The sequence below is a fragment of the Pseudomonas sp. SIMBA_067 genome (assembly GCF_046534675.1).
Classification (GTDB): Bacteria; Pseudomonadota; Gammaproteobacteria; order Pseudomonadales; family Pseudomonadaceae; genus Aquipseudomonas; species Aquipseudomonas putida.
In genome coordinates this window covers 151,899-170,780 of sequence record NZ_JAWRYH010000011.1, presented here as the reverse complement: position 1 = coordinate 170,780, position 18,882 = coordinate 151,899, and the positions used below count along the sequence as shown (strand labels likewise).

The window sequence follows — 18,882 nt, the reverse complement described above, 5'->3', positions numbered from 1 at the left end:
GGTGCGCACATGAACCCTACCGCCAAGCCCGAACTGCTCGCTCCTGCCGGCACCCTCAAGACCATGCGCTACGCCTTTGCCTACGGCGCCGACGCAGTCTACGCCGGCCAGCCGCGCTACAGCTTGCGGGTGCGCAACAACGAATTCGACCACGCCAACCTGGCGCTGGGGATCCAGGAGGCGCATGCCCTGGGCAAGCGCTTCTACGTAGTGGTCAACATCGCCCCGCACAACGCCAAGCTCAAGACCTTTCTCAAGGACCTGGCACCGGTCATCGACATGGCGCCGGACGCGCTGATCATGTCCGACCCCGGCCTGATCATGCTGGTGCGCCAGCACTTCCCGCAGATGCCGGTGCACTTGTCGGTGCAGGCCAACACAGTCAACTGGGCGAGCGTGCAGTTCTGGCAGCAAATGGGCTTGAACCGGGTGATCCTGTCACGCGAGCTGTCCCTGGAAGAAATCGAGGAAATCCGCCAGCAGGTGCCGGGCATGGAGCTGGAGGTGTTCGTCCACGGCGCGCTGTGCATGGCCTATTCCGGCCGTTGCCTGCTGTCGGGCTACCTCAACAAGCGTGACGCCAATCAGGGCACCTGCACCAACGCCTGCCGCTGGAAGTACGACGCCACGCCGGCCACCGAGAACGCCACCGGCGACATCGTGCGCGAAGTGCAGCCCACCCTTGGCCTGGGCGCCCCTACCGAGCAGGTTTTCCTGCTGCAGGAAAGCAACCGCCCCGGCACCGAAATGCCGGCGTTCGAAGATGAACACGGTACCTACATCATGAACGCCAAGGACCTGCGCGCCATCCAGCACGTCGAGCGCCTGGCCGGCATGGGCGTGCATTCGCTGAAGATCGAAGGCCGCACCAAGTCGCACTTCTACTGTGCCCGTGCCGTACAGTCGTACCGCCAGGCGATCGACGACGCCGTGGCCGGGCGGCCGTTCGACCGCGCCTTGATGGGCAACCTCGAATCCCTCGCGCAACGCGGCTACACCGAAGGCTTCCTGCGCCGCCACGTGCACGATGAATACCAGAACTACCAACGCGGCAACTCGGTCTCGGAGCGCCAGCAGTTCGTCGGTGAACTGACCGGCGTGCGTGTCGAAGGCCTGGCCGAGGTCAAGGTGAAGAACCGCTTTGCCGTAGGTGACCACCTGGAGCTGATGACCCCGCGTGGCAATTACCACTTCGACCTGCACCGCCTGTGCAACCGCCAGCAGCAGGCCATCGACGTGGCACCAGGCGACGGCCATGTGGTGTACCTGCCCATTCCGGAGCAGGTCGCACTTGACTACGCCCTGCTGATGCGCGACCTGCGCGCCGACGAGGTGGCAAGCTGACAATGCTGTAATGTGCGCCTCAGCTGCCTGACAGGCGCCTGCAGCGAACATCGTGGCTCCCCCGCATGAGGCCACGCCATGTTGCGCACCCCCACCCGCCGTACCTTCGTCAAAGGCCTGGGCGCCGCCACCACACTGGCGGGCCTGGGGCTGTGGCGCCCGCTGGCCCAGGCCGCCGAAGGCCAGGACCTGGCCGGCCAGCACTTCGAGCTGTTCATCGGCCAGACCCCGGTCAACATCACCGGCCGCCCGCGCACCGCACTGACCATCAACAACAGCCTGCCCGGCCCGGTGCTGCGGTGGCGCGAAGGCGACACCGTGACCCTGCGCGTGCGTAACCGGCTGGCACAGGACACCTCGATCCACTGGCACGGCATCATCCTGCCCGCCAACATGGACGGCGTACCTGGCCTGAGCTTCGCCGGCATTGAACCCGGCGGGGACTACCTGTACCGGTTCACCTTGCGCCAAAGTGGAACTTACTGGTACCACAGCCATTCGGGGCTGCAGGAACAGGCCGGAGTATACGGGGCCATCGTGATCGAGCCGCGCGAACCCGAACCGCACCACTACCAGCGCGACCACGTGCTGCTGTTCAGCGACTGGTCGGACCAGGCGCCGGAACAGCTGATGGCCACCCTGAAGAAACAGTCCGACGCGTACAACTACCACAAGCGCACGGTCGGCGATTTCATCGATGACGTGGCCGACAACGGCTGGAGCCCCACCGTCGCCGAGCGCACGGCATGGGCGCGCATGCGCATGAGCCCTACCGACCTCGCCGACATCAGCGCCGCCACCTATACCTACCTGCTCAATGGCCAGCCGCCGGAGGGCAACTTCACCTGCCTGTGCCAACCGGGCGAAACCGTGCGCCTGCGGCTGATCAACGCCTCGGCCATGACCTATTTCGATTTCCGTATCCCCGGGCTGAAGCTGACGGTGATCGCCGCCGACGGCTTGCCGGTGACGCCGGTGAGCGTGGATGAGCTGCGCATTGCCGTGGCCGAAACCTATGACGTGCTGGTGACCGTGGGCGACCAACCTGCCTACACCCTGTTCGCCCAGAGCATGGACCGTACCGGCTTCGCCCGCGGCACCCTGGCCCGCGCCACCGGGCTGCAGGCCCCCGTGCCGGCCCCCGACCAGCGCCCGGTGCTGGGCATGGACGACATGGGCCACGGCGGCATGGGCGCCATGGCGGGCATGGATCACAGCGACATGACCGGCATGGATCACAGCAACATGGCCGGCATGGACCACACGGCCATGTCAGCGATGCAACAACACCCGCCCAGTGAAACCGGCAACCCGTTGGTGGACATGCAGACCATGGCCCCGCGCGCCAACCTGGCCGACCCTGGCATAGGCCTGCGCAACAATGGCCGCCGCGTGCTGACCTACGCCGACCTGCGCAGCCCCTACCCCGACCCGGACGGCCGCACACCATCCCGCGACATCGAGCTGCACCTGACCGGCCACATGGAGCGCTTCGCCTGGTCGTTCGACGGCGTCAAGTTCAGCGATGCCGAGCCGTTGCGTTTGGCCTACGGCGAGCGGGTGCGCATCACCCTCGTCAACGACACCATGATGACCCACCCCATCCACCTGCACGGCATGTGGAGCGACCTGGAAGACGAGCACGGCCAGTTTCTGGTGCGCAAGCACACCGTCGACATCCCGCCCGGCAGCCGACGTTCCTACCGGGTGACTGCCGACGCCCTTGGCCGCTGGGCCTACCACTGCCACCTGCTCTACCACATGGAGACCGGCATGTTCCGCGAGGTACGCGTCGATGAATGACACCCGTAACCGCAGCGTCGTGGCCGGCGTGGCCCTGCTGACCCTGTTCGCCAGCGAACGTGCGCTGGCCGCTGGCATGGCGCACATGAACCATGGCCAGATGAACCATGAAAGCATGAGCCATGGCCCGGCTACGCCCAGCCCGCCGCGCACGCCCCTGCCTGCAATCACCGACGCCGACCGCCGCGCCGCCTTCCCGCCACTGCCTGGGCACCAGGTACACGACCGGGCGCTGAACTGGGCCGTGATCGTCGACAAGCTCGAATACCAGAACTTCGAGGGCAACAGTGCGCTGAACTGGAACGCCACGGCCTGGGTCGGCGGCGATATCGACCGCCTGTGGCTGCGCACGGAAGGCGAACGCGAGCAAGGCAAGACGCACAAGGCCGAAGTGCAGGCGCTGTGGGGCCATGCCGTGAGCCCGTGGTGGGAGCTGGTGGCCGGCGTGCGCCAGGACTTCAAGCCCGCCAGCGGCCAGACCTGGGCTGGCTTCGGCATTCAAGGCACGCCGCTGTATGGCCTGGAGCTGCAAGCCACCGCCTACGCCGGCGAGCGGCAACAGACCGCGCTGCGCCTGGAAGCCGCTTACGCTATGCTGCTGACCAACCGCTGGATACTGGAACCGAACCTGGAAGCCAACCTCTACGGCCGCAACGACGCCAGGCGCGAGCAAGGCGCTGGGCTGGCCGACAGCGAGGTGGGCCTGCGGCTGCGCTACGAGATCACGCGCGGTTTCGCGCCCTACATCGGGGTCAGCTTCAATCGCCTGCACGGCACGCGTGCCGACCAGGCCCGCGAAGACGGCGAAGACCTGGGCCAGACCCGCCTGGTTGCCGGTATCCGCCTGCGTTTCTAAAGGAGTGCCTCACCATGCTGCGCAAACACCTGCTGGCCCTGGGCCTGCTGGCCATCACCGGCCTGGCCCAGGCCGCCGAGACCATCGACGTCTACCGCGACCCCAACTGCGGCTGCTGCAAGGCCTGGATCAGCCACCTGCGTGACAATGGTTTCACCGTCAACGACCACGTCGAGCCGAACATGAGCGCGGTCAAGCAGCGCCTGGGCGTGGCGCCGCGCCTGGCGTCGTGCCACACCGGGGTGATCGACGGCAAGTTCGTCGAAGGCCATGTGCCGGCCGAGCAGGTGCGCCTGCTGGCAAAGCGTAGCGACCTCAAGGGCCTGGCCGTACCGGGCATGCCCATGGGCTCGCCCGGCATGGAAATGGGTGACCACAAGGATGCCTACCAGGTCATCGGCGTCACCCAGGATGGCCAGGACACCGTTGTAGCCGACTACTGATGCTCAGCTTGTGGGCGCTGTTTCTCAGCGCCTTCGGCGCCGCCACCCTGCTGCCGCTGCAATCGGAGGCCGTGCTGGTCGGCCTGTTGCTGCGCCAGCCCGAGGCCTGGGCAACCCTGCTGCTGGTGGCCACTCTGGGCAATGTGCTGGGTTCGGTCGTCAATTGGCTGCTGGGCCGCGCCGTCGAGCACCTGCGCGACAAACGCTGGTTCCCGTTCACCGCTGCCCAACTGCAGCGCGCGCAGCAGCGTTACCAGCGCTGGGGGCAATGGTCGTTGCTGCTCAGCTGGATGCCGGTGATCGGCGACCCGCTGACATTGATCGCCGGGATCATGCGGGAGCCGTTCTGGCGCTTCCTGCTGCTGGTGACCCTGGCCAAGGCTGGCCGTTATGCGGTGCTGGCGATGATTACCCTGGGCTGGTTTCACGCCTGGTAACACCTTTCACGTTCCCGGCGCGCGCCTGGCTGCTAAAGTCGCCTTCTCCTATATGGCCCTACACGGAGTGCCCCCATGCTGCGCGCAACCGCCCTGGCCCTGGCCTGCCTTGCCGGCAGCCCGGCCATCGCCGCCGAAACGCCTACCTACGGCCCCCAGCTCGAAGGCTTCAGCTATCCCCACCCGCTCAAGCACTTTGACTTCAAGTCCCAGGGCCAGTCCCTGCAGATGGGCTACATGGACGTCCCCGCACAAGGCCAAGCCAACGGCCACAGCGTGGTGCTGATGCACGGCAAGAACTTCTGCGCCGCCACCTGGGAAACCACCATCGACGCCCTGAGCAAGGCCGGTTACCGGGTCATCGCCCCCGACCAGGTCGGCTTCTGCACTTCCAGCAAGCCCGCGCATTACCAGTACAGCTTCCAGCAGTTGGCCGACAACACCCATGCCTTGCTCGAACAGCTGGGTATCAGGCAAACCATCGTGCTCGGGCATTCCACGGGCGGCATGCTCGCCACCCGCTATGCGCTGATGTACCCGCAGCAGGTGGAACGCCTGGCCATGGTCAACCCGATTGGCCTGGAGGACTGGAAAGCGCTGGGCGTGCCCTACCGTACGGTGGACCAGTGGTATGCGCGCGAGCTCAAGCTGGATGCCGAGGGCGTGCGCGAGTATGAGCGCAAGACCTACTACGCCGGGCGCTGGAAGCCGGAGTACGAGCGCTGGGTACAGATGCTGGCGGGCCTGAACAAGGGGCCGGGGCATGAAGCGGTGGCGTGGAACTCGGCGCTGATCTACGACATGATTTTCACCCAACCGGTGTACCACGAGTTCAAGGACCTGCAAATGCCGACCTTGCTGCTGATCGGCGACAAGGACACCACGGCCATTGGCAGCGATATCGCACCGCCGGAGGTAAAGGCGAAGCTGGGCAAGTATGAAGTGCTTGGCCCGCAGGTGGCCAAGCTGATCCCCAAAGGTGAACTGATCACCTTCGAAGGCATGGGGCATGCGCCGCAGATCGAAGAACCCGTGCGGTTCAACCGCACGCTGGTCGAGTGGCTGGCCAAGTAAAACGGCGGCTCGAGACCAGCACGGTATCTGTGGGAGCGGCCTTGCGTCGCGATGGGCCGCACAGCGGCCCCCTGCACCGTTCAGCCAAACCGTTGCAGTTGCATCTCCCGCAACCGGCTCAAGGTCCGCTGGTACGGGAATGCCAGATACCCCTGCGTATACAGCTCTTCCAGCCGCACCTCGGCCTCGAGGTACAGTGCCACACGGCGGTCGTAGCACTCATCGACCAGGGCGATGAAGCGGCGTACCGCATCGTCCTTGGGCGACAGCGCCGGTAGCTCACGGTCGCCTGCCACCACCCGCGCCGCACCATCTTCAGTGCCACGCGCAATGCGACCGGCCTGCTGCTTACCGCCCAGCGCCGGAATACCCGACACCAGGATGGCCGGAAAACGGTCGCAAAGTGCCATGAATTCCATGGCCGCCAGCGGTTGTTCGCACAGGTCGGTGAAGCGACACCAGATAGCCTGCTCGCTGCGCCGCACGACCTGCACCTGCCTGGAGCCGATAACCAAGGGCTGATCAGTACCCGTGTGATCCGGGCTGAGCTGGCAGAACACCTCGCCCAGCGGGCTGGCCTGCCCTGTCGCTGCAACCCAGTAGCGCTGCCGCTCTGCACCGGGGTGCAGGCGGTGGTCCTGCTCGCCCGTCACCGGCAGTACCTGCATGTGCCGCTCAATGGCGGCGATGGCCGGCAGGAACCGCTCGCGGTTGAAACCGTCGCGGTAGAGATGGTCGGGTGGCTGGTTGGAGGTGGCGACGATCACCACGCCCTGGTCGAACAGTACCTGGAACAAGCGGCCGAGGATGATCGCGTCGCCAATGTCGTTGACGAACAGTTCGTCGAAGCACAACACGCGGATCTGCCCGGCCAGCTCCCGGGCCAACGCCAGCAGCGGGTCGGCGGTGCCATTGAGCTGGAACAGGCGCTGGTGGACCCAGGCCATGAAGTGATGAAAGTGCTGGCGCCGGCTGGATACGCACAAGCAGCGGTGGAACTGGTCCATCAGCCAAGTCTTGCCCCGGCCGACCGGGCCCCAGAGGTAGATGCCCTGGGTGGGGCGGCCCTGCTCGACAGCCAGGAAGCAGGCCTGCAAGGCATTGACGGCGCGGGCCTGGGCAGGGTCGTCAGCGTAGCCCTGAGTGCTCAGGGCTTGCTGGTAAAGGGATTGGGGAGTGATGGCCATGGCCGCATTCTACACAGGTCCCTGTAGGAGCGGCCTTGTGCCGCGATGGGCCGCGCAGCGGCCCCAGGACTTCGGCATTGCAGCATAGATTGTTGGGGCCGCTCTGCGGCCCATCGCGGCACAAGGCCGCTCCTACAGGGACCGCGTCAGTCGGCCAGGCCAACCTTCAGCAATGCGCCGTCCTTGTCATCGGTCAGCACATAGATGTAGCCATCCGGACCAACCCGCACATCGCGGATACGCGCCTTCAAGTCACCGAGCAAACGCTCCTCATGCACCACCTTGTCGCCCTTCAACTGCAAACGGATCAGCTCCTGTGTCGCCAGTGCACCAATGAACAGGTTGTGGTCCCAGGCCTTGAATGTCAGGCTGTCGTAGAACGCCATGCCGCTGATACCCGGTGACTTCTCCCACACATGGTGTGGGTCGACCATGCCGTCCACATGCTTGCCCTTGGCCTCGGGAATCGGCAGCAGCGAGTAGTTGATGCCATGGGTCGCAATCGGCCAGCCATAGTTCTTGCCGGGCTCGGGGATGTTGATTTCGTCGCCACCGCGCGGGCCGTGCTCGTGGGTCCACAGCTTGCCGGTCCAGGGGTTGAGCGCGGCGCCCTGCTGGTTGCGGTGGCCGAACGACCAGATCTCCGGCCGCACGTTGTCCTTGCCGACGAAGGGGTTGTCCTTGGGCACTTCGCCATCCGGCAAGATGCGCACGATCTTGCCTTGCAGCTTGTCCAGGTCCTGGGCAGTGGGGCGCTGGTTGTTCTCGCCCAACGCGATGAACAGATAGCCGTCGCGGTCGAACACCAGGCGCGAGCCGAAGTGGTTGCCCACCGACAGCTTGGGCTGCTGGCGGAAGATCACGCTGAAGTTATCCAGCCGCGCGCGGTCTTCGGACAGCTGGCCACGACCGACGGCGGTACCGGCCTTGCCGTCACTGCCCTCCTCGGCGTAGGACAGGTACACGGTACGGTCCTTGTCGAACTGCGGTGACAGCACCACGTCCAGCAAGCCACCCTGGCCCTCGCCCCAGACCTTGGGCACGCCGCTGATCGGCGGGCCGACTTTGCCTTCAGCGTTGACCACCCGCAGGTTGCCGGCGCGCTCGGTTACCAACATGTCCTTGCCGCCCGGCAGAAATGCCAGCGCCCAAGGATTGCGCAGGCCGTCGGCCAGGGTGCTGACGGTCAACGTGCCTTCTTCGCTGCGAAACTGTTGCTCTGCCGCCGCCTGTGCCAGCAGGGGCATGAGTGCGGCGGCAGTCAGGGTAGCTAGCCAGGTTGCTCTGGGCATGCAGGATTCCTTCCGTATGGGCTCACGGCGCCCGCGTGCTGTCGCGGGGCGGCCGGCTCGGTTCCAGGTTTGGGGTTTGTTGCTGCCGACGCAGGTTGTCGCCGTTGCCGATGCCGCGGTTGTCCAGGCTGGGCGTGCGCTGGTACGGGTCGGTGGACGGGCCGCGCACTGGGGGCGTGGCCGGCATACTGCCCTGGCGGCTGTTGGGGTTGGCGCGCTGGATCGGGCTGTTGTAGGGGTTGTTGTTGCCAGCGGCAAGCTGCAAAGGCTGTTGCGGGGCAGCGTGCGCAGGCAGGCACAAGGCCAGGCCCAGGGCCAGGATGGGCAATGTCGGGTTCATGCTTCACCTCCTGTACGAAAATGCCGCGCCTGGTGGGTTTGATAGCCTAAGGCGCGAGGGGTTCGAGACAAAAGTGTGAATTTGGGCGGAGATGATTCCTGATGTTTCAGTATGTGCTCGTGGGGCTGCTTTGCAGACCATTGCGACGCAAGGCCCTGCAGGAACAGCCTTGTGCTGCGAATGGGCCGCAAAGCGGCCCCGGATCACTGGCTCTTGTCTACCCTGTGCCGCGCCGCATACAGGCACAGCATTTCCATCGCCAGGGTCGCCCCCGCCAGCGCAGTGATATCAGCATGGTCATAAGCCGGCGCCACCTCCACCACGTCCATGCCCACCAGGTTGATCCCCCGCAGCCCGCCCAGAATCTCCAGCGCCTGCACCGTGCTCAACCCACCACACACCGGCGTACCTGTGCCAGGCGCATAGGCCGGGTCGAGGCAGTCGATGTCGAAGGTCAGGTACACCGGCCGCTCACCTACACGCTGGCGAATTGCCGCAATCACCGCCTCGGTGCCCTGACGGTGCACCTGGCGGGCGTCGAGGATGGCAAAGCCCTGGCTGTCGTCATTGGTGGTGCGCAGGCCGATCTGCACCGAACAGGCAGGATCAACCAGGCCCTCACGGGCGGCATGCCAGAACATGGTGCCATGGTCGATACGCTTGCCCTCCTCGTCCGGCCAGGTGTCGCTGTGGGCATCGAAGTGGATCAGCGCCAGCGGGCCATGGCGGCGGGCATGGGCCTTGAGCAGCGGGTAGCTGATGAAGTGGTCGCCACCGAGGGTAAGCATGGCGCAGCCCGCTTCCAGAATATGGGTGGCATGGGCCTCGATGCTGTCCGGCACCGACTGCGGTGTGCCACTGTCGAAGGCGCAGTCGCCATAGTCGATCACTGCCAAGTGGTCGAACGGGTCGAACGCCCACGGCCAGTGCCGGGCCCAGGCCTGCTGCACCGAGGCGGCGCGGATCGCCCGCGGACCGAAACGCGCACCTGGGCGGTTGCTGGTGGCAGTGTCGAACGGCACTCCGCTGACCACCACATCCACACCACGCAAATCGCGGCTGTAGCGGCGGCGGGAGAAACTGGTAATGCCGGCGTAGGTACTTTCAGCGGCAGTGCCATACAGGCTGTCGCGGGTCATCGCCTGGTCGTTGCTTGCGGCTTGCTCCACGGTGGGGCTCCTTTGTTGTTATCAGTCACTGGCGGCTGCGAAAGGCCGTCCATAGGCGGTTGCGCTGGCGTAGGTCGGCCAGGGCCATGCTGCGGTCGGCGAACAGGCGCTGGCGCACTTCGGCAGGCGGGTAGATGTCCGGGTCATTGCGCACCGCCTCGTCCACCAACGGCGTGGCAGCCTGGTTGGCGTTGGCAAAGAACAGTGTGTTGGTCAGCGCAGCCACCGACTCGGGCTTGAGCATGAATGCGATGAACGCCCGCGCGGCCTCGGGGTGCGGCGCGTCCTTGGGGATGACCAGGTTGTCCTGCCACACCAGCGTGCCTTCACGCGGGATGCGGTAGATCAGCTCGAACGGCTTGCCGGCGCGGCGGGCCTGGTCGGCCGCCATCGCGGCATCGCCATTGTAGGTCAGCGCCAGGCACACGCTACCGTTGGCCAGGTCGCTGATCTGCCGGCCATTGGCGACGTAGCTGATCGAGGGTTGCAGCTGGCTCAGCAGCTGCTGCGCGGCGGCCAGGTCATCCTTGTCCTGGCTGTAAGGGTCCTTGCCGAGGTAGTTGAGGGCCACGCCAATCACTTCCTGCGGCGAATCGGGCATGGCGATGCCACAGTCCTTCAACCGGCTGGCGTATTCGGGCTTGAACAGCAGGTCGAGGCTGTCCAGCGGCACGTCGCCCAGGCGCTGGCGCACCGCCTCCACATTCACCCCAAGGCCCAGCGTACCCCAGGTGTACGGCACGGCATGGCGGTTGCCGGGGTCGGCCTCGGCGAGCTTGGCCAGCAGGTCCTTGTCGAGGTTGCTGTAGCCGGGCATGGCCTGGGGGTCGAGCGCTTGCAGGGCATTGGCCTTCAGCGCCCGGGCCAGCACGGTCGACGATGGCACCACCACATCGTAACCACTGCCACCGGTGAGTAACTTGGTCTCCAGCACTTCGGTGGTGTCGAAGGTGTCATACCGCACCTTGTAGCCGGTTTCCTGTTCGAAACGCTGAAGGGTTTGCGGGGCGACGTAGTCGGCCCAGCTGTAGAGGTTGACGACCTTTTCTTCGGCCTGCAGCGGCAGGGCCAGAACCAGGGACAACAGGCACAACGATCGACGCATGACGGACACCTCGGCAAATGGGTGGATGCCGCGAGCATGCCAGCCGGGTTACATTGCAGAAATGGCAAGTTTGCAAAGCTGACATTCATCAGGAGCAATGTAATGCTCGGACAAGTGCACGATCCCGACCTGCACCTGCTGCGGCTGTTCGTCACTGTAGTCGAGGCCGGGGGCTTCAGCGCCGCGCAAGGCGTGCTGGGCCTGAGCCAGCCCACCATCAGCCAGCGCATGGCGCAGCTGGAAACACGCCTTGGCTACCGCCTGTGCAGCCGAGGCAAAGGTGGCTTTCACCTGACGGAGAAAGGCGCGTTGCTGTTGGATGCAGCGCGCGGGCTGCTGCTGAACATCGAGCAGTTTCGCCAGCAGGCCACCGGCGTTGCCGGGCGGTTGCTAGGGACCGTGCGCATCGGCATGGCGGAAAACCAGGACAAGGCAGTGAGCCTGAAACTGGCGGCGGCCATTGCCGCGTTCCGCACACGAGAGGAATCAGTGCAGCTGGAGCTGATCAGTGCACCACCGGCGGAGCTGGAGCGGTTGTTGCTGGAGCAGCGGCTGGATTACGCCATCAGCTACTTCTCCGGCAACCAGGCGGCCTTTGATTACCAGCCATTGTTCCAGGAGCGGCAACGGCTGTATTGCGGCAAGGGGCATGTGCTGTTCGGCGAATCGGGTGTTGAGCTTGAGCGGTTGCTGGAGATGGACCAGGTGCGCCATCCATACCGGTTTCTCAAAGGCGGTGAGCCGTTCCAGAGCCGGCACAGCATGGCTGTGGCGGAGCAGATCGAGAGCGTGCTGACGTTCATTCTGTCGGGGCGGCATATTGGTTACCTGCCCTGCCACTGCGCGCACGCCTGGGAGGCGGAGGGGTTGTTGTGGGCGTTAAACCCAGGGCTGGATTTTGTGGTGCCGTTTACCCTGGCCAGGCATCGGGCACAGGTGACGGGTGAAGCGCAGCAGGCGATTGCCGAGGATTTACTCGCGGCGTTTGCCTGATGCGCTCCTACAAGGGCCGGGCACGCCTTGGAGAAGGGTTAGTAAGCCATGCTCCAGGTCAGGGTGTAGGTGCGCCCGCGCCCTTGGTAGTCATACAGGTACGCCGGGCCGTAGGTCGGCGAATAGAACAGCGTCGCGCGTTGGCCCCAGACCGTGCTGTACTGCTTGTCCAGCAGGTTCTGGATGCCGGCACTGAAGGTGCCGAAGCCGGTGTCCTGGCTGCCCAGCAAATCGAAGGTGGTGTAACCGTCGATCTCGTGGTCGGCATCGTCCTTCAGGCTAAACGCATGGTTGGCTTGCAGCCGCGCACTGCGGCCATCGCCCTTCCAGCCAACAAACGCAGTGGCCTTGGACAAGGATGCATAGCGGGCATCACGCTTGTTCCACCCGCCGTCGACAGCCTCTTCCTCGGAGCGGGTCAGGTGCAGGGTACCGCCCGCTTCCCAGCCCGTCTGGAAGTGCCGGGTTAGCGCACCTTCAAAGCCGAAGTCGCGGCTCTTCTGCTCTTCCACGTTGATCGTCAGCGTTTGCGAATCGACGTTGATGATCTTGTCCGACCAGATGTAGTACAGCGCCGCCTGGGCATCCCAGTCCAGGTCGGCATAGCGCCAGCCCAGTTCCACCTGGCGGCTCTTGATGCCGGCCAGCGGGTTGTCGGCCACGCTCAGGCCCGGCTTGCCGTAATACTTGGCAGGGTCTGGCAGGTCGAAACCTTCGCCATAGTTGCTCCATACCTGGTGGCCGTTCTTGAAGTCGTAGATGGCGCCTACGTTGAACAGGTTGACCTGGTAATCGTTGCTGCCGCCCGGCACGCCCTTGAAGTCGCTGACGTCGACGTCCATCTGCTGGCGACGGGCACCGCCGGAGAGCGTCAGGTTGTCGGTGGCATGCCAGTCCAGCTGGGCGTACACCGACACACCATCGACCCGGTAGCTGGGATAGCGCGCGGCCTTGCTGTCCTTTTCCATCTCCAGGCCGCCCGATTCGGACGAGGTCAGGGCGTTGAAGGTGGTCTGCTCGGCATTGAAGCGCTCGCGATCCAGGTCGAGGCCATAGGTCAGCTTCAACGTATCCCACTGTTTGGCGAACAAGCCCTTGAGGCTGGTGACCTCGAAGTTCTGCTGCGAGGCAGCAAAGTACACCCCGCGCGAGCCGGTGGGCGTGGCGCGGTTGTAGTACGGGAACGGGTAGAAGTTGTCGTCTTCCTTGCGGTACGAGGCCTGCAGGTAGAAATCCTGGCCCAGCACATCGCTGTGGTGGTAATTAGCGTTCAGCAACAAACGCCGGGTACGCGGCTCCAGGTCGGACGAATAGCCGCTGCGCAGCTCGGCGTCTTCCAGGTCGGATGGCGCGTTGTAGTTGAGGTTGGGAAAGTAAATCCCCGTGCTGCCGTGGTTGCCCGAGTCGTAGTACTGGGCCAGCAGGTCGAGGCTCTGCTGGTCGTTCAACTGCAAGCCCAGGGTGCCGAGCACGTCGATGGTGCGGTTGTATTGCAGGTCGGTCTGGGTGTTGTCGATGAAGATCTGGTCGCCGGCACCGTCGTAGAAGGCTTCGTTCTGCTCGCCGGAAATACCCAGCCGGGCATTGACCCGCTCGTTGCCGCCACTGATCGACTGGGCGAAGCGGGTGGCCAGGTCATCGCTGTTGTTGAACCCGCTGCTGGCGCCAAGCTGGGTCTCGAAGCGCGCCGGGCCGGGTTCGCCCTTCTTGGTGACGATGTTGATGATGCCGCCAGTGGCACCACCGCCGTAGATGGCGCTGGCGCCAGACAGCACTTCGACACGCTCGACGTTGAACGGCGAAATGCTGTCGAACTGACGCGACAGGCCGCGCGAGCTGTTCTGGCTGACCCCGTCGATCATCACCAGCACGTTGCGCCCGCGCATGTTCTGGCCATAGTTGGTACGCCCTTCCGGCGCCAGGTCGAGGCCAGGTACCAGCTTGCCGATGGCTTCTTTCAGGCTGACGCCGCTGTCGATCTGCTCGCGCAGCTGCTGCTGGTCGACTACCCACACAGTGCCGGGGATTTCGCTGATTGCGGTGCTGGTGCGCGAGGCCACGCTGACTTCGATCGGCTTGAGGTTGACCGCCTGTGGCGCTGCCTGGGCCTTGCGCAGGGTCACGGTGCCCGCGTCACTGAAGTGCCAGCTCATGCCGCTGCCGGCCAGCAACTGCTGCAGGGCCTGCTCGACGCTGTAGCTGCCGTGCAACGCCGGGCTGGCAATACCTGCGACGTCACCTGTGGTGTACAGCAAGTGCAGCCCGGCCTGGTCGGCAAAGGTGGTCAGGGCCTGGTCCAGCCGCTGCGCTGGCAGGTCGAGCTGAACCTGGCGAGCCTGCATCTGGGTTTGTTCGGCGGTGGTCGCGGCCGACGCATGCAGCGGGCCGACCAGCATGGCCAGGGCGCTGCAGGACATCAGGGCATGGTGAAGAGGACCGCGACTGCGGTGCAAGGGCTTGAGCATCAGAGGCACGAATGAGCTTCCTGACAAGTCGTAAATGAGAATGGGTTGCTGATCAGTCCCACTACGACGATCTGGCTTGCAGGAACTTGCAGTGCCAAATGGAAAATATTTTTATTTCTGTGCCGGCCTCTTCGCAGCACAAGGCTGCTCCTACAGGAACCGCACATGCCGGTAGGAGCAGCCTTGTGCTGCGAAGAGGCCGGCACAGGCTGATCAATGAACCACAGCCAACCACGGCAGGTAGGTAACCTTCAGCCCATACCGCTGCTCAAGCGTGCGCAGCAGTGCTTCAGGCTCGTCAAGGTCAAACACCCCGCTCACCTCCATCGCCGCCAGCTTGCTATCAGACAGCACGATGCGCCCATGCCGGTAACGCTCAAGCTCCGTCAACACCTGCCCCAGCGGTTTGCCGTTGAAGATCAGCTTGCCGCGCTGCCAGGCCATCTGCGCACCGGCATCGGTCGCCACCGCCAGTTCATGTTCGCCGACCTTGGCTTCACCGCGTGCCAACACCACGCGGCCATCACGACGCACGCTGAAGGTGGCGGCACCACCCTGCACCCGCTCGCCTGCCGTATCGACCACAAACGGCCGCGGATCATCCGTGGCCTCGAACAAGGCCTCACCGGCAGCCAGCACCACACGGCGTTCGTGCTCACTGAACACCACACTCAGCGCACTGGCGCTGTTCAGCGTTACCCGCGTGCCGTCCGCCAGGGTAATCACCTGCCGCTCACCCACAGCGGTGTGGTAGTCCGCCAACAACACCGGTGCCTGCTGCCAACCCGCCACAGCGGCAACCAGCAACACCACGGAGGCAGCCACACCGGCCTGCTTGAGCCAGTCGCGACAATGACGCAGGGCCTGGCCGATATATTTGGCCACCATGCTCTCGGAAACCCCCAGCCGCTGTGCAATCTGCGCCTGGGTCAGGCCTTCGACGCGGTTCAGCAACAACGCCTGGCGGGCATTGTCGGGCAGTTTCAGCAGCGCATCGTCAAGGATTTGCAGGCGCTCACGGGCCAGCAACGTCGCCTCGGGCGCTGGCGCCGGGCAGGTCAGTTCACAGGTCCCGTCACAGTCGTCATGGCTGGCAGCCAAGCGCTGCTCACGGCGCAAGGCATCAATTGCCAGGTTACCGGCCACGCGGAAGATGAAGCTACGGGCGTGCAGCACCGGCACCGCCTGTTCATCGACTTTCACCAGCTTCAGATAGGTTTCCTGCGCCACGTCGGCTGCGCGCTGGCGGTCGCTCATGCGCCGCGTCAGGAACTGCAGCAGGTCGTCGTAGTGCTCCTGGAAAGTCGCCAGCAGGCCCGACACGGGTGACGTCAGCATGGGTTTGGGCACTGCCAGCAGGATGAGTTATCGGGCGTTAATGAGAAACAGTATCTTTCATCTGCAAGGAGACTTTCAACGCCGACGCGCATTTGCCACACTGGCGGTTCGCTCACTCTGGCAAGGTCGCCCGCAATGACTGCCCGCCTGCACCGCTGTAGCCGCCTGCTTCTCGTCCTGCTGATGGCGTATGGCCTGGGTGCCTGCGCACTGCTCCAGCCACGCGACCCGGTCAACATCAGCGTGATCGGCATCGAGCCGCTGCCCGGCCAAGAACTGGAACTGCGCATGGCGGTGAAAATGCGCGTGCAAAACCCTAACGAGTCGCCGATCGACTACAACGGCATTGCCCTGAACCTGGAAGTGAACGGCCAGCCGCTGGCCGCCGGGGTCAGCGACCAGCAGGGGCATATTGGCCGCTATGACGAAGCGGTGATCGTGGTGCCGGTGAGCATCACGGCGTTTTCCTTCCTGCGCCAGGCCTATGGGCTGGGCACGGTGGACTCACTGAAGGGTTTGCCCTACAAGCTGCGCGGCAAGCTGGCGGGCGGGTTGCTGGGGACCGTGCGCTTTACTGACGAGGGCAAGCTGGACCTGCCGAAAGGCGCGACCTGGTAAGCGCCCGCCAGGGGTATTCAGCGGCTGGCGCTGGCGGCGGCCATCAGCTTGTTGACTTCGCTGCGCACCATGCTGGCGTATTCGGGCGGCGACATGCCCTCCAGTTCGGCGCGCACCCACTCGGCCCATTTACCCTTGCGCCGGGGCTTTTCGGCGATCAGCCGGGCCGCATCGCCCTTGGCCTTGCCCAGGCTGCTCTGCCACATCTCGAACAGCCGCGCCTTCTCTGCCTCGATCTGCGCCCGTTCCTCGAAGCTCATGTTGGCCAGATTGAAACTCATGAAGGTACCTGCAGGTTTGAAAATGGCCGCTATCTTACACCCAGGCAACCCAACATCGGAAAGCCACCGCAACTTTCCCGACGCAGCGGCATCCATTGTTCACACCACCCCATCAACGAGGACGAGTTCATGGCCCGTAAAAACGCCACACTGGCGGACAGCGACCAGATCAAGGACCAGGTATTCAGCGAACTGCAATCGCTGATCGAAGAATCGGAAAAGCTGCTGAACGACAGCGCCGCCCTGGTCGGCGAAGAAGCAGAAACCCTGCGAGCGCAGGTCAGCCTGAAACTGAAACAGGCGCGCCAGGCCGCTGGCACTATGCGCGACAAAGCGCAACCGGTGGTGCACGCCACCCAGGACTACATCGGCGGCCACCCTTGGCAGACCGTCGCCATTTCCGCCGGCCTGGGGCTGGTGGTGGGCCTGCTGCTGGGGCGGCGCAACTGAAGCCTGGGCCGCCTGGTGCGAATCAGGCGGCCAGCGCTTGCGGGATACCGCTGTGGAAGCGCAGTTCCTGGTCCGGAGACTGGATCAGCTCCATTTCTGCAGCGCGCACCAGTTCAATCCGGCGGGCGATGTCCGCCTCATCACCGTAGTTGTGCGCCAGTTTCAGGTAGCCCTGGTAATGGCGGGCTTCGCTTTTCAGCAGGCCCTGGTAGAAGCGGCCCAATTCTTCGTCCAGGTGCGGCACCAGCGCAGCAAAGCGCTCGCAACTGCGTGCCTCGATGAACGCCCCTACCACCAGCGTGTCCACCAGCTTGACCGGCTCGTGGGCGCGCACCAGGCGGCGCAGCCCCGAGGCATAGCGGCCCGCCGACACCGGCCGCAGTGGCACGCCACGGCGCTTCATCAGGCGCAGCACCTGTTCGTGGTGCACCAGCTCCTCGCGGGCAAGGCGCGACATCATGTTGATCAGGTCGAGGTGGGTGTTGTACTTGGCCATCAGGCTCAAGGCAGTGCTCGCGGCCTTGAATTCGCAGTTCTTGTGGTCGATCAGCAGGGTTTCCTGGTCGGCCAGCGCCGCTTCGATCCAGGCGTCTGGCGTCGGGCAGCCAAGAAAGGCATCGATTTCGGGGATCAGGGACATAAGCATGCAACCACACAGAACAGGCAGGGCCGGCGATTATACCGGCGGCGGCGGGCGGCGCCAGTGACTATGCTTGTTGATGTACATCAAGCGCCAGCGGGGGGCGCGCCGTCTATAGTCAGGCATTGGTCGCCACCTTTGAAGGGAGCTAACGCCCATGCAAGCCGTCCGCAGCATCCTCGTCGTCCTCGACCCCGAGCACGCCCACAGCCGGGCGCTCACCCGGGCCAAGCTGATTGCCGGCGTCACTGGCGCACGCCTGCACCTGCTGATGTGTGACAAAAAGCATGACCACACTGCACTGCTTAGCCTGCTAAGTAGCCAGTTGCACGATGACGGGTACGACAACGTCACCCACGAGGAGGCCTGGCGCGACAACCTGCACGACACCATCATCTATGTGCAGCAGGCCGAGGGCTGCGAGCTGGTGATCAAGGAACACCGCCCGGACAACCCGCTGAAAAAAGCCTTGCTCACCCCCAGTGACTGGAAGCTGCTGCGCCAGTGCCCGTGTGCCGTGCTGATGGTCAAGAGCGAACGGCCGTGGACCGGTGGCAAGATTCTGGCTGCGGTAGACGTGGGCAACCAGGACGACGACCACCGCCGCCTGCATGCGAGCATCATCGACCATGGCTACGCCATCGCCGGGCTGGCCAAGGGCGAACTGCATGTCATCAGCGCGCACCCGTCGCCAATGCTGTCGGCCTCGGACCCGACGTACCAGTTGAGCGAGACCATCGAGCAGCGCTACCGCGATGCGTGCAAGGCGTTCCAGGCAGAGTACGGCATCAGCGAGGAGTGCCTGCATGTGGCTGAAGGGCCGGCAGATGTACTGATTCCGCATACCGAGAAACTGCTGAACGCGGTGGTGACGGTGATTGGTACGGTGTGCCGCACGGGGATTTCCGGGGCGTTGATTGGCAATACTTCGGAGGTGGTACTGGATGCGCTTGAGGGGGATGTGCTGGTGCTCAAGAGCGAAGAAGCCATCGCCCACCAGGCCGAACTAGCCCGCGGCTGACGCAATTTCCACAATTGGCGCGGTCC

The 18,882-nt window shown here is 64.6% G+C and carries 19 protein-coding genes; 10 read left to right on the top strand and 9 right to left on the bottom strand.

What is annotated here, in order from left to right:
* The first annotated feature begins 9 nt into the window (after nucleotides 1–9).
* The 6 genes from yegQ to SB765_RS22435 all read left to right on the top strand — a co-directional run bounded on the left by yegQ (nucleotide 10) and on the right by SB765_RS22435 (nucleotide 5,957).
* Complete coding sequence (gene yegQ / locus SB765_RS22460; protein ID WP_341798099.1) at nucleotides 10–1,344, top strand: tRNA 5-hydroxyuridine modification protein YegQ; 1,335 nt, start codon at nucleotides 10–12, stop codon at nucleotides 1,342–1,344.
* A gap of 81 nt (nucleotides 1,345–1,425) precedes the next feature.
* Nucleotides 1,426–3,147, top strand: a complete 1,722-nt coding sequence (locus SB765_RS22455) for a copper resistance system multicopper oxidase (RefSeq protein WP_410931983.1) — start codon at nucleotides 1,426–1,428, stop codon at nucleotides 3,145–3,147.
* Complete coding sequence (locus tag SB765_RS22450; protein WP_341798097.1) at nucleotides 3,140–4,003, top strand: copper resistance protein B; 864 nt, start codon at nucleotides 3,140–3,142, stop codon at nucleotides 4,001–4,003. Before SB765_RS22455 ends, SB765_RS22450 begins: the two co-directional genes overlap by 8 nt.
* Before the next feature lie 14 nt (nucleotides 4,004–4,017).
* Nucleotides 4,018–4,446 (top strand): DUF411 domain-containing protein, encoded by a 429-nt coding sequence (locus tag SB765_RS22445; RefSeq protein WP_410931969.1) that lies wholly within the window; start codon nucleotides 4,018–4,020, stop codon nucleotides 4,444–4,446.
* Nucleotides 4,446–4,883: a YqaA family protein gene (locus SB765_RS22440; RefSeq protein ID WP_410912093.1), complete on the top strand. Its 438-nt coding sequence runs from the start codon at nucleotides 4,446–4,448 to the stop codon at nucleotides 4,881–4,883. The genes SB765_RS22445 and SB765_RS22440 overlap by 1 nt, the downstream gene beginning before the upstream one ends.
* A 75-nt stretch (nucleotides 4,884–4,958) precedes the next feature.
* Complete coding sequence (locus tag SB765_RS22435) at nucleotides 4,959–5,957, top strand: alpha/beta fold hydrolase (protein ID WP_341798094.1); 999 nt, start codon at nucleotides 4,959–4,961, stop codon at nucleotides 5,955–5,957.
* Between the two features lie 80 nt (nucleotides 5,958–6,037).
* On the opposite strand, the gene zapE is transcribed toward SB765_RS22435, so the two are convergent.
* The 5 genes from zapE to SB765_RS22410 form a co-directional block, all read right to left on the bottom strand.
* Nucleotides 6,038–7,144, bottom strand: a complete 1,107-nt coding sequence (zapE, locus tag SB765_RS22430; RefSeq protein WP_341798093.1) for a cell division protein ZapE — start codon at nucleotides 7,142–7,144, stop codon at nucleotides 6,038–6,040.
* Between the two features lie 146 nt (nucleotides 7,145–7,290).
* Complete coding sequence (locus SB765_RS22425) at nucleotides 7,291–8,436, bottom strand: PQQ-dependent sugar dehydrogenase (RefSeq protein ID WP_410931968.1); 1,146 nt, start codon at nucleotides 8,434–8,436, stop codon at nucleotides 7,291–7,293.
* A gap of 22 nt (nucleotides 8,437–8,458) precedes the next feature.
* Nucleotides 8,459–8,776, bottom strand: coding sequence for a hypothetical protein (locus tag SB765_RS22420; protein ID WP_063425292.1), 318 nt, complete (start codon nucleotides 8,774–8,776; stop codon nucleotides 8,459–8,461).
* A gap of 203 nt (nucleotides 8,777–8,979) precedes the next feature.
* On the bottom strand, nucleotides 8,980–9,945 hold the full coding sequence (gene speB, locus SB765_RS22415; protein ID WP_410931967.1) for an agmatinase: 966 nt from the start codon (nucleotides 9,943–9,945) through the stop codon (nucleotides 8,980–8,982).
* A gap of 25 nt (nucleotides 9,946–9,970) precedes the next feature.
* Nucleotides 9,971–11,050, bottom strand: coding sequence for a polyamine ABC transporter substrate-binding protein (locus tag SB765_RS22410; RefSeq protein ID WP_016500655.1), 1,080 nt, complete (start codon nucleotides 11,048–11,050; stop codon nucleotides 9,971–9,973).
* A 102-nt stretch (nucleotides 11,051–11,152) separates the two neighbouring features.
* Between SB765_RS22410 and SB765_RS22405 the strand changes: the two genes are divergently transcribed.
* Entirely contained in the window at nucleotides 11,153–12,043 is an 891-nt protein-coding gene (locus SB765_RS22405) for a LysR family transcriptional regulator (protein ID WP_410931966.1), read from the top strand.
* A gap of 38 nt (nucleotides 12,044–12,081) precedes the next feature.
* On the opposite strand, the gene SB765_RS22400 is transcribed toward SB765_RS22405, so the two are convergent.
* The gene (locus SB765_RS22400; protein WP_410931982.1) at nucleotides 12,082–14,508 is read right to left on the bottom strand and encodes a TonB-dependent receptor; all 2,427 of its coding nucleotides are present in this window, start codon (nucleotides 14,506–14,508) and stop codon (nucleotides 12,082–12,084) included.
* Between the two features lie 213 nt (nucleotides 14,509–14,721).
* On the bottom strand, nucleotides 14,722–15,846 hold the full coding sequence (locus SB765_RS22395) for a sigma-70 family RNA polymerase sigma factor (protein WP_410931965.1): 1,125 nt from the start codon (nucleotides 15,844–15,846) through the stop codon (nucleotides 14,722–14,724).
* Nucleotides 15,847–15,981: 135 nt separating this feature from the next.
* Here SB765_RS22395 and SB765_RS22390 point away from each other — a divergent pair, with 135 nt between their 5' ends.
* Entirely contained in the window at nucleotides 15,982–16,464 is a 483-nt protein-coding gene (locus tag SB765_RS22390) for an LEA type 2 family protein (protein WP_410931964.1), read from the top strand.
* 17 nt (nucleotides 16,465–16,481) lie between these two features.
* Here the strand turns inward: SB765_RS22390 and SB765_RS22385 are convergent, their stop codons facing one another.
* On the bottom strand, nucleotides 16,482–16,745 hold the full coding sequence (locus tag SB765_RS22385) for a hypothetical protein (protein ID WP_049273556.1): 264 nt from the start codon (nucleotides 16,743–16,745) through the stop codon (nucleotides 16,482–16,484).
* A gap of 129 nt (nucleotides 16,746–16,874) precedes the next feature.
* Here SB765_RS22385 and SB765_RS22380 point away from each other — a divergent pair, with 129 nt between their 5' ends.
* Nucleotides 16,875–17,195: a YqjD family protein gene (locus tag SB765_RS22380; RefSeq protein WP_341798086.1), complete on the top strand. Its 321-nt coding sequence runs from the start codon at nucleotides 16,875–16,877 to the stop codon at nucleotides 17,193–17,195.
* Nucleotides 17,196–17,217: 22 nt separating this feature from the next.
* Here the strand turns inward: SB765_RS22380 and SB765_RS22375 are convergent, their stop codons facing one another.
* Complete coding sequence (locus SB765_RS22375; protein ID WP_410931963.1) at nucleotides 17,218–17,835, bottom strand: tRNA-(ms[2]io[6]A)-hydroxylase; 618 nt, start codon at nucleotides 17,833–17,835, stop codon at nucleotides 17,218–17,220.
* A 157-nt stretch (nucleotides 17,836–17,992) separates the two neighbouring features.
* Here SB765_RS22375 and SB765_RS22370 point away from each other — a divergent pair, with 157 nt between their 5' ends.
* On the top strand, nucleotides 17,993–18,856 hold the full coding sequence (locus SB765_RS22370) for a universal stress protein (protein ID WP_341798085.1): 864 nt from the start codon (nucleotides 17,993–17,995) through the stop codon (nucleotides 18,854–18,856).
* The last annotated feature ends 26 nt before the right edge of the window (nucleotides 18,857–18,882 follow it).

Coding starts and splice junctions, on each gene's coding strand:
- yegQ (WP_341798099.1), top strand. CDS start 10: ATGAACCCTACCGCCAAGCCCGAACTGCTCGCTCCTGCCGGCACCCTC.
- SB765_RS22450 (WP_341798097.1), top strand. CDS start 3,140: ATGAATGACACCCGTAACCGCAGCGTCGTGGCCGGCGTGGCCCTGCTG.
- SB765_RS22445 (WP_410931969.1), top strand. CDS start 4,018: ATGCTGCGCAAACACCTGCTGGCCCTGGGCCTGCTGGCCATCACCGGC.
- SB765_RS22440 (WP_410912093.1), top strand. CDS start 4,446: ATGCTCAGCTTGTGGGCGCTGTTTCTCAGCGCCTTCGGCGCCGCCACC.
- SB765_RS22435 (WP_341798094.1), top strand. CDS start 4,959: ATGCTGCGCGCAACCGCCCTGGCCCTGGCCTGCCTTGCCGGCAGCCCG.
- zapE (WP_341798093.1), bottom strand. CDS start 7,144: ATGGCCATCACTCCCCAATCCCTTTACCAGCAAGCCCTGAGCACTCAG.
- SB765_RS22425 (WP_410931968.1), bottom strand. CDS start 8,436: ATGCCCAGAGCAACCTGGCTAGCTACCCTGACTGCCGCCGCACTCATG.
- SB765_RS22420 (WP_063425292.1), bottom strand. CDS start 8,776: ATGAACCCGACATTGCCCATCCTGGCCCTGGGCCTGGCCTTGTGCCTG.
- SB765_RS22410 (WP_016500655.1), bottom strand. CDS start 11,050: ATGCGTCGATCGTTGTGCCTGTTGTCCCTGGTTCTGGCCCTGCCGCTG.
- SB765_RS22405 (WP_410931966.1), top strand. CDS start 11,153: ATGCTCGGACAAGTGCACGATCCCGACCTGCACCTGCTGCGGCTGTTC.
- SB765_RS22400 (WP_410931982.1), bottom strand. CDS start 14,508: ATGCTCAAGCCCTTGCACCGCAGTCGCGGTCCTCTTCACCATGCCCTG.
- SB765_RS22395 (WP_410931965.1), bottom strand. CDS start 15,846: ATGCTGACGTCACCCGTGTCGGGCCTGCTGGCGACTTTCCAGGAGCAC.
- SB765_RS22390 (WP_410931964.1), top strand. CDS start 15,982: ATGACTGCCCGCCTGCACCGCTGTAGCCGCCTGCTTCTCGTCCTGCTG.
- SB765_RS22385 (WP_049273556.1), bottom strand. CDS start 16,745: ATGAGTTTCAATCTGGCCAACATGAGCTTCGAGGAACGGGCGCAGATC.
- SB765_RS22380 (WP_341798086.1), top strand. CDS start 16,875: ATGGCCCGTAAAAACGCCACACTGGCGGACAGCGACCAGATCAAGGAC.
- SB765_RS22375 (WP_410931963.1), bottom strand. CDS start 17,835: ATGTCCCTGATCCCCGAAATCGATGCCTTTCTTGGCTGCCCGACGCCA.
- SB765_RS22370 (WP_341798085.1), top strand. CDS start 17,993: ATGCAAGCCGTCCGCAGCATCCTCGTCGTCCTCGACCCCGAGCACGCC.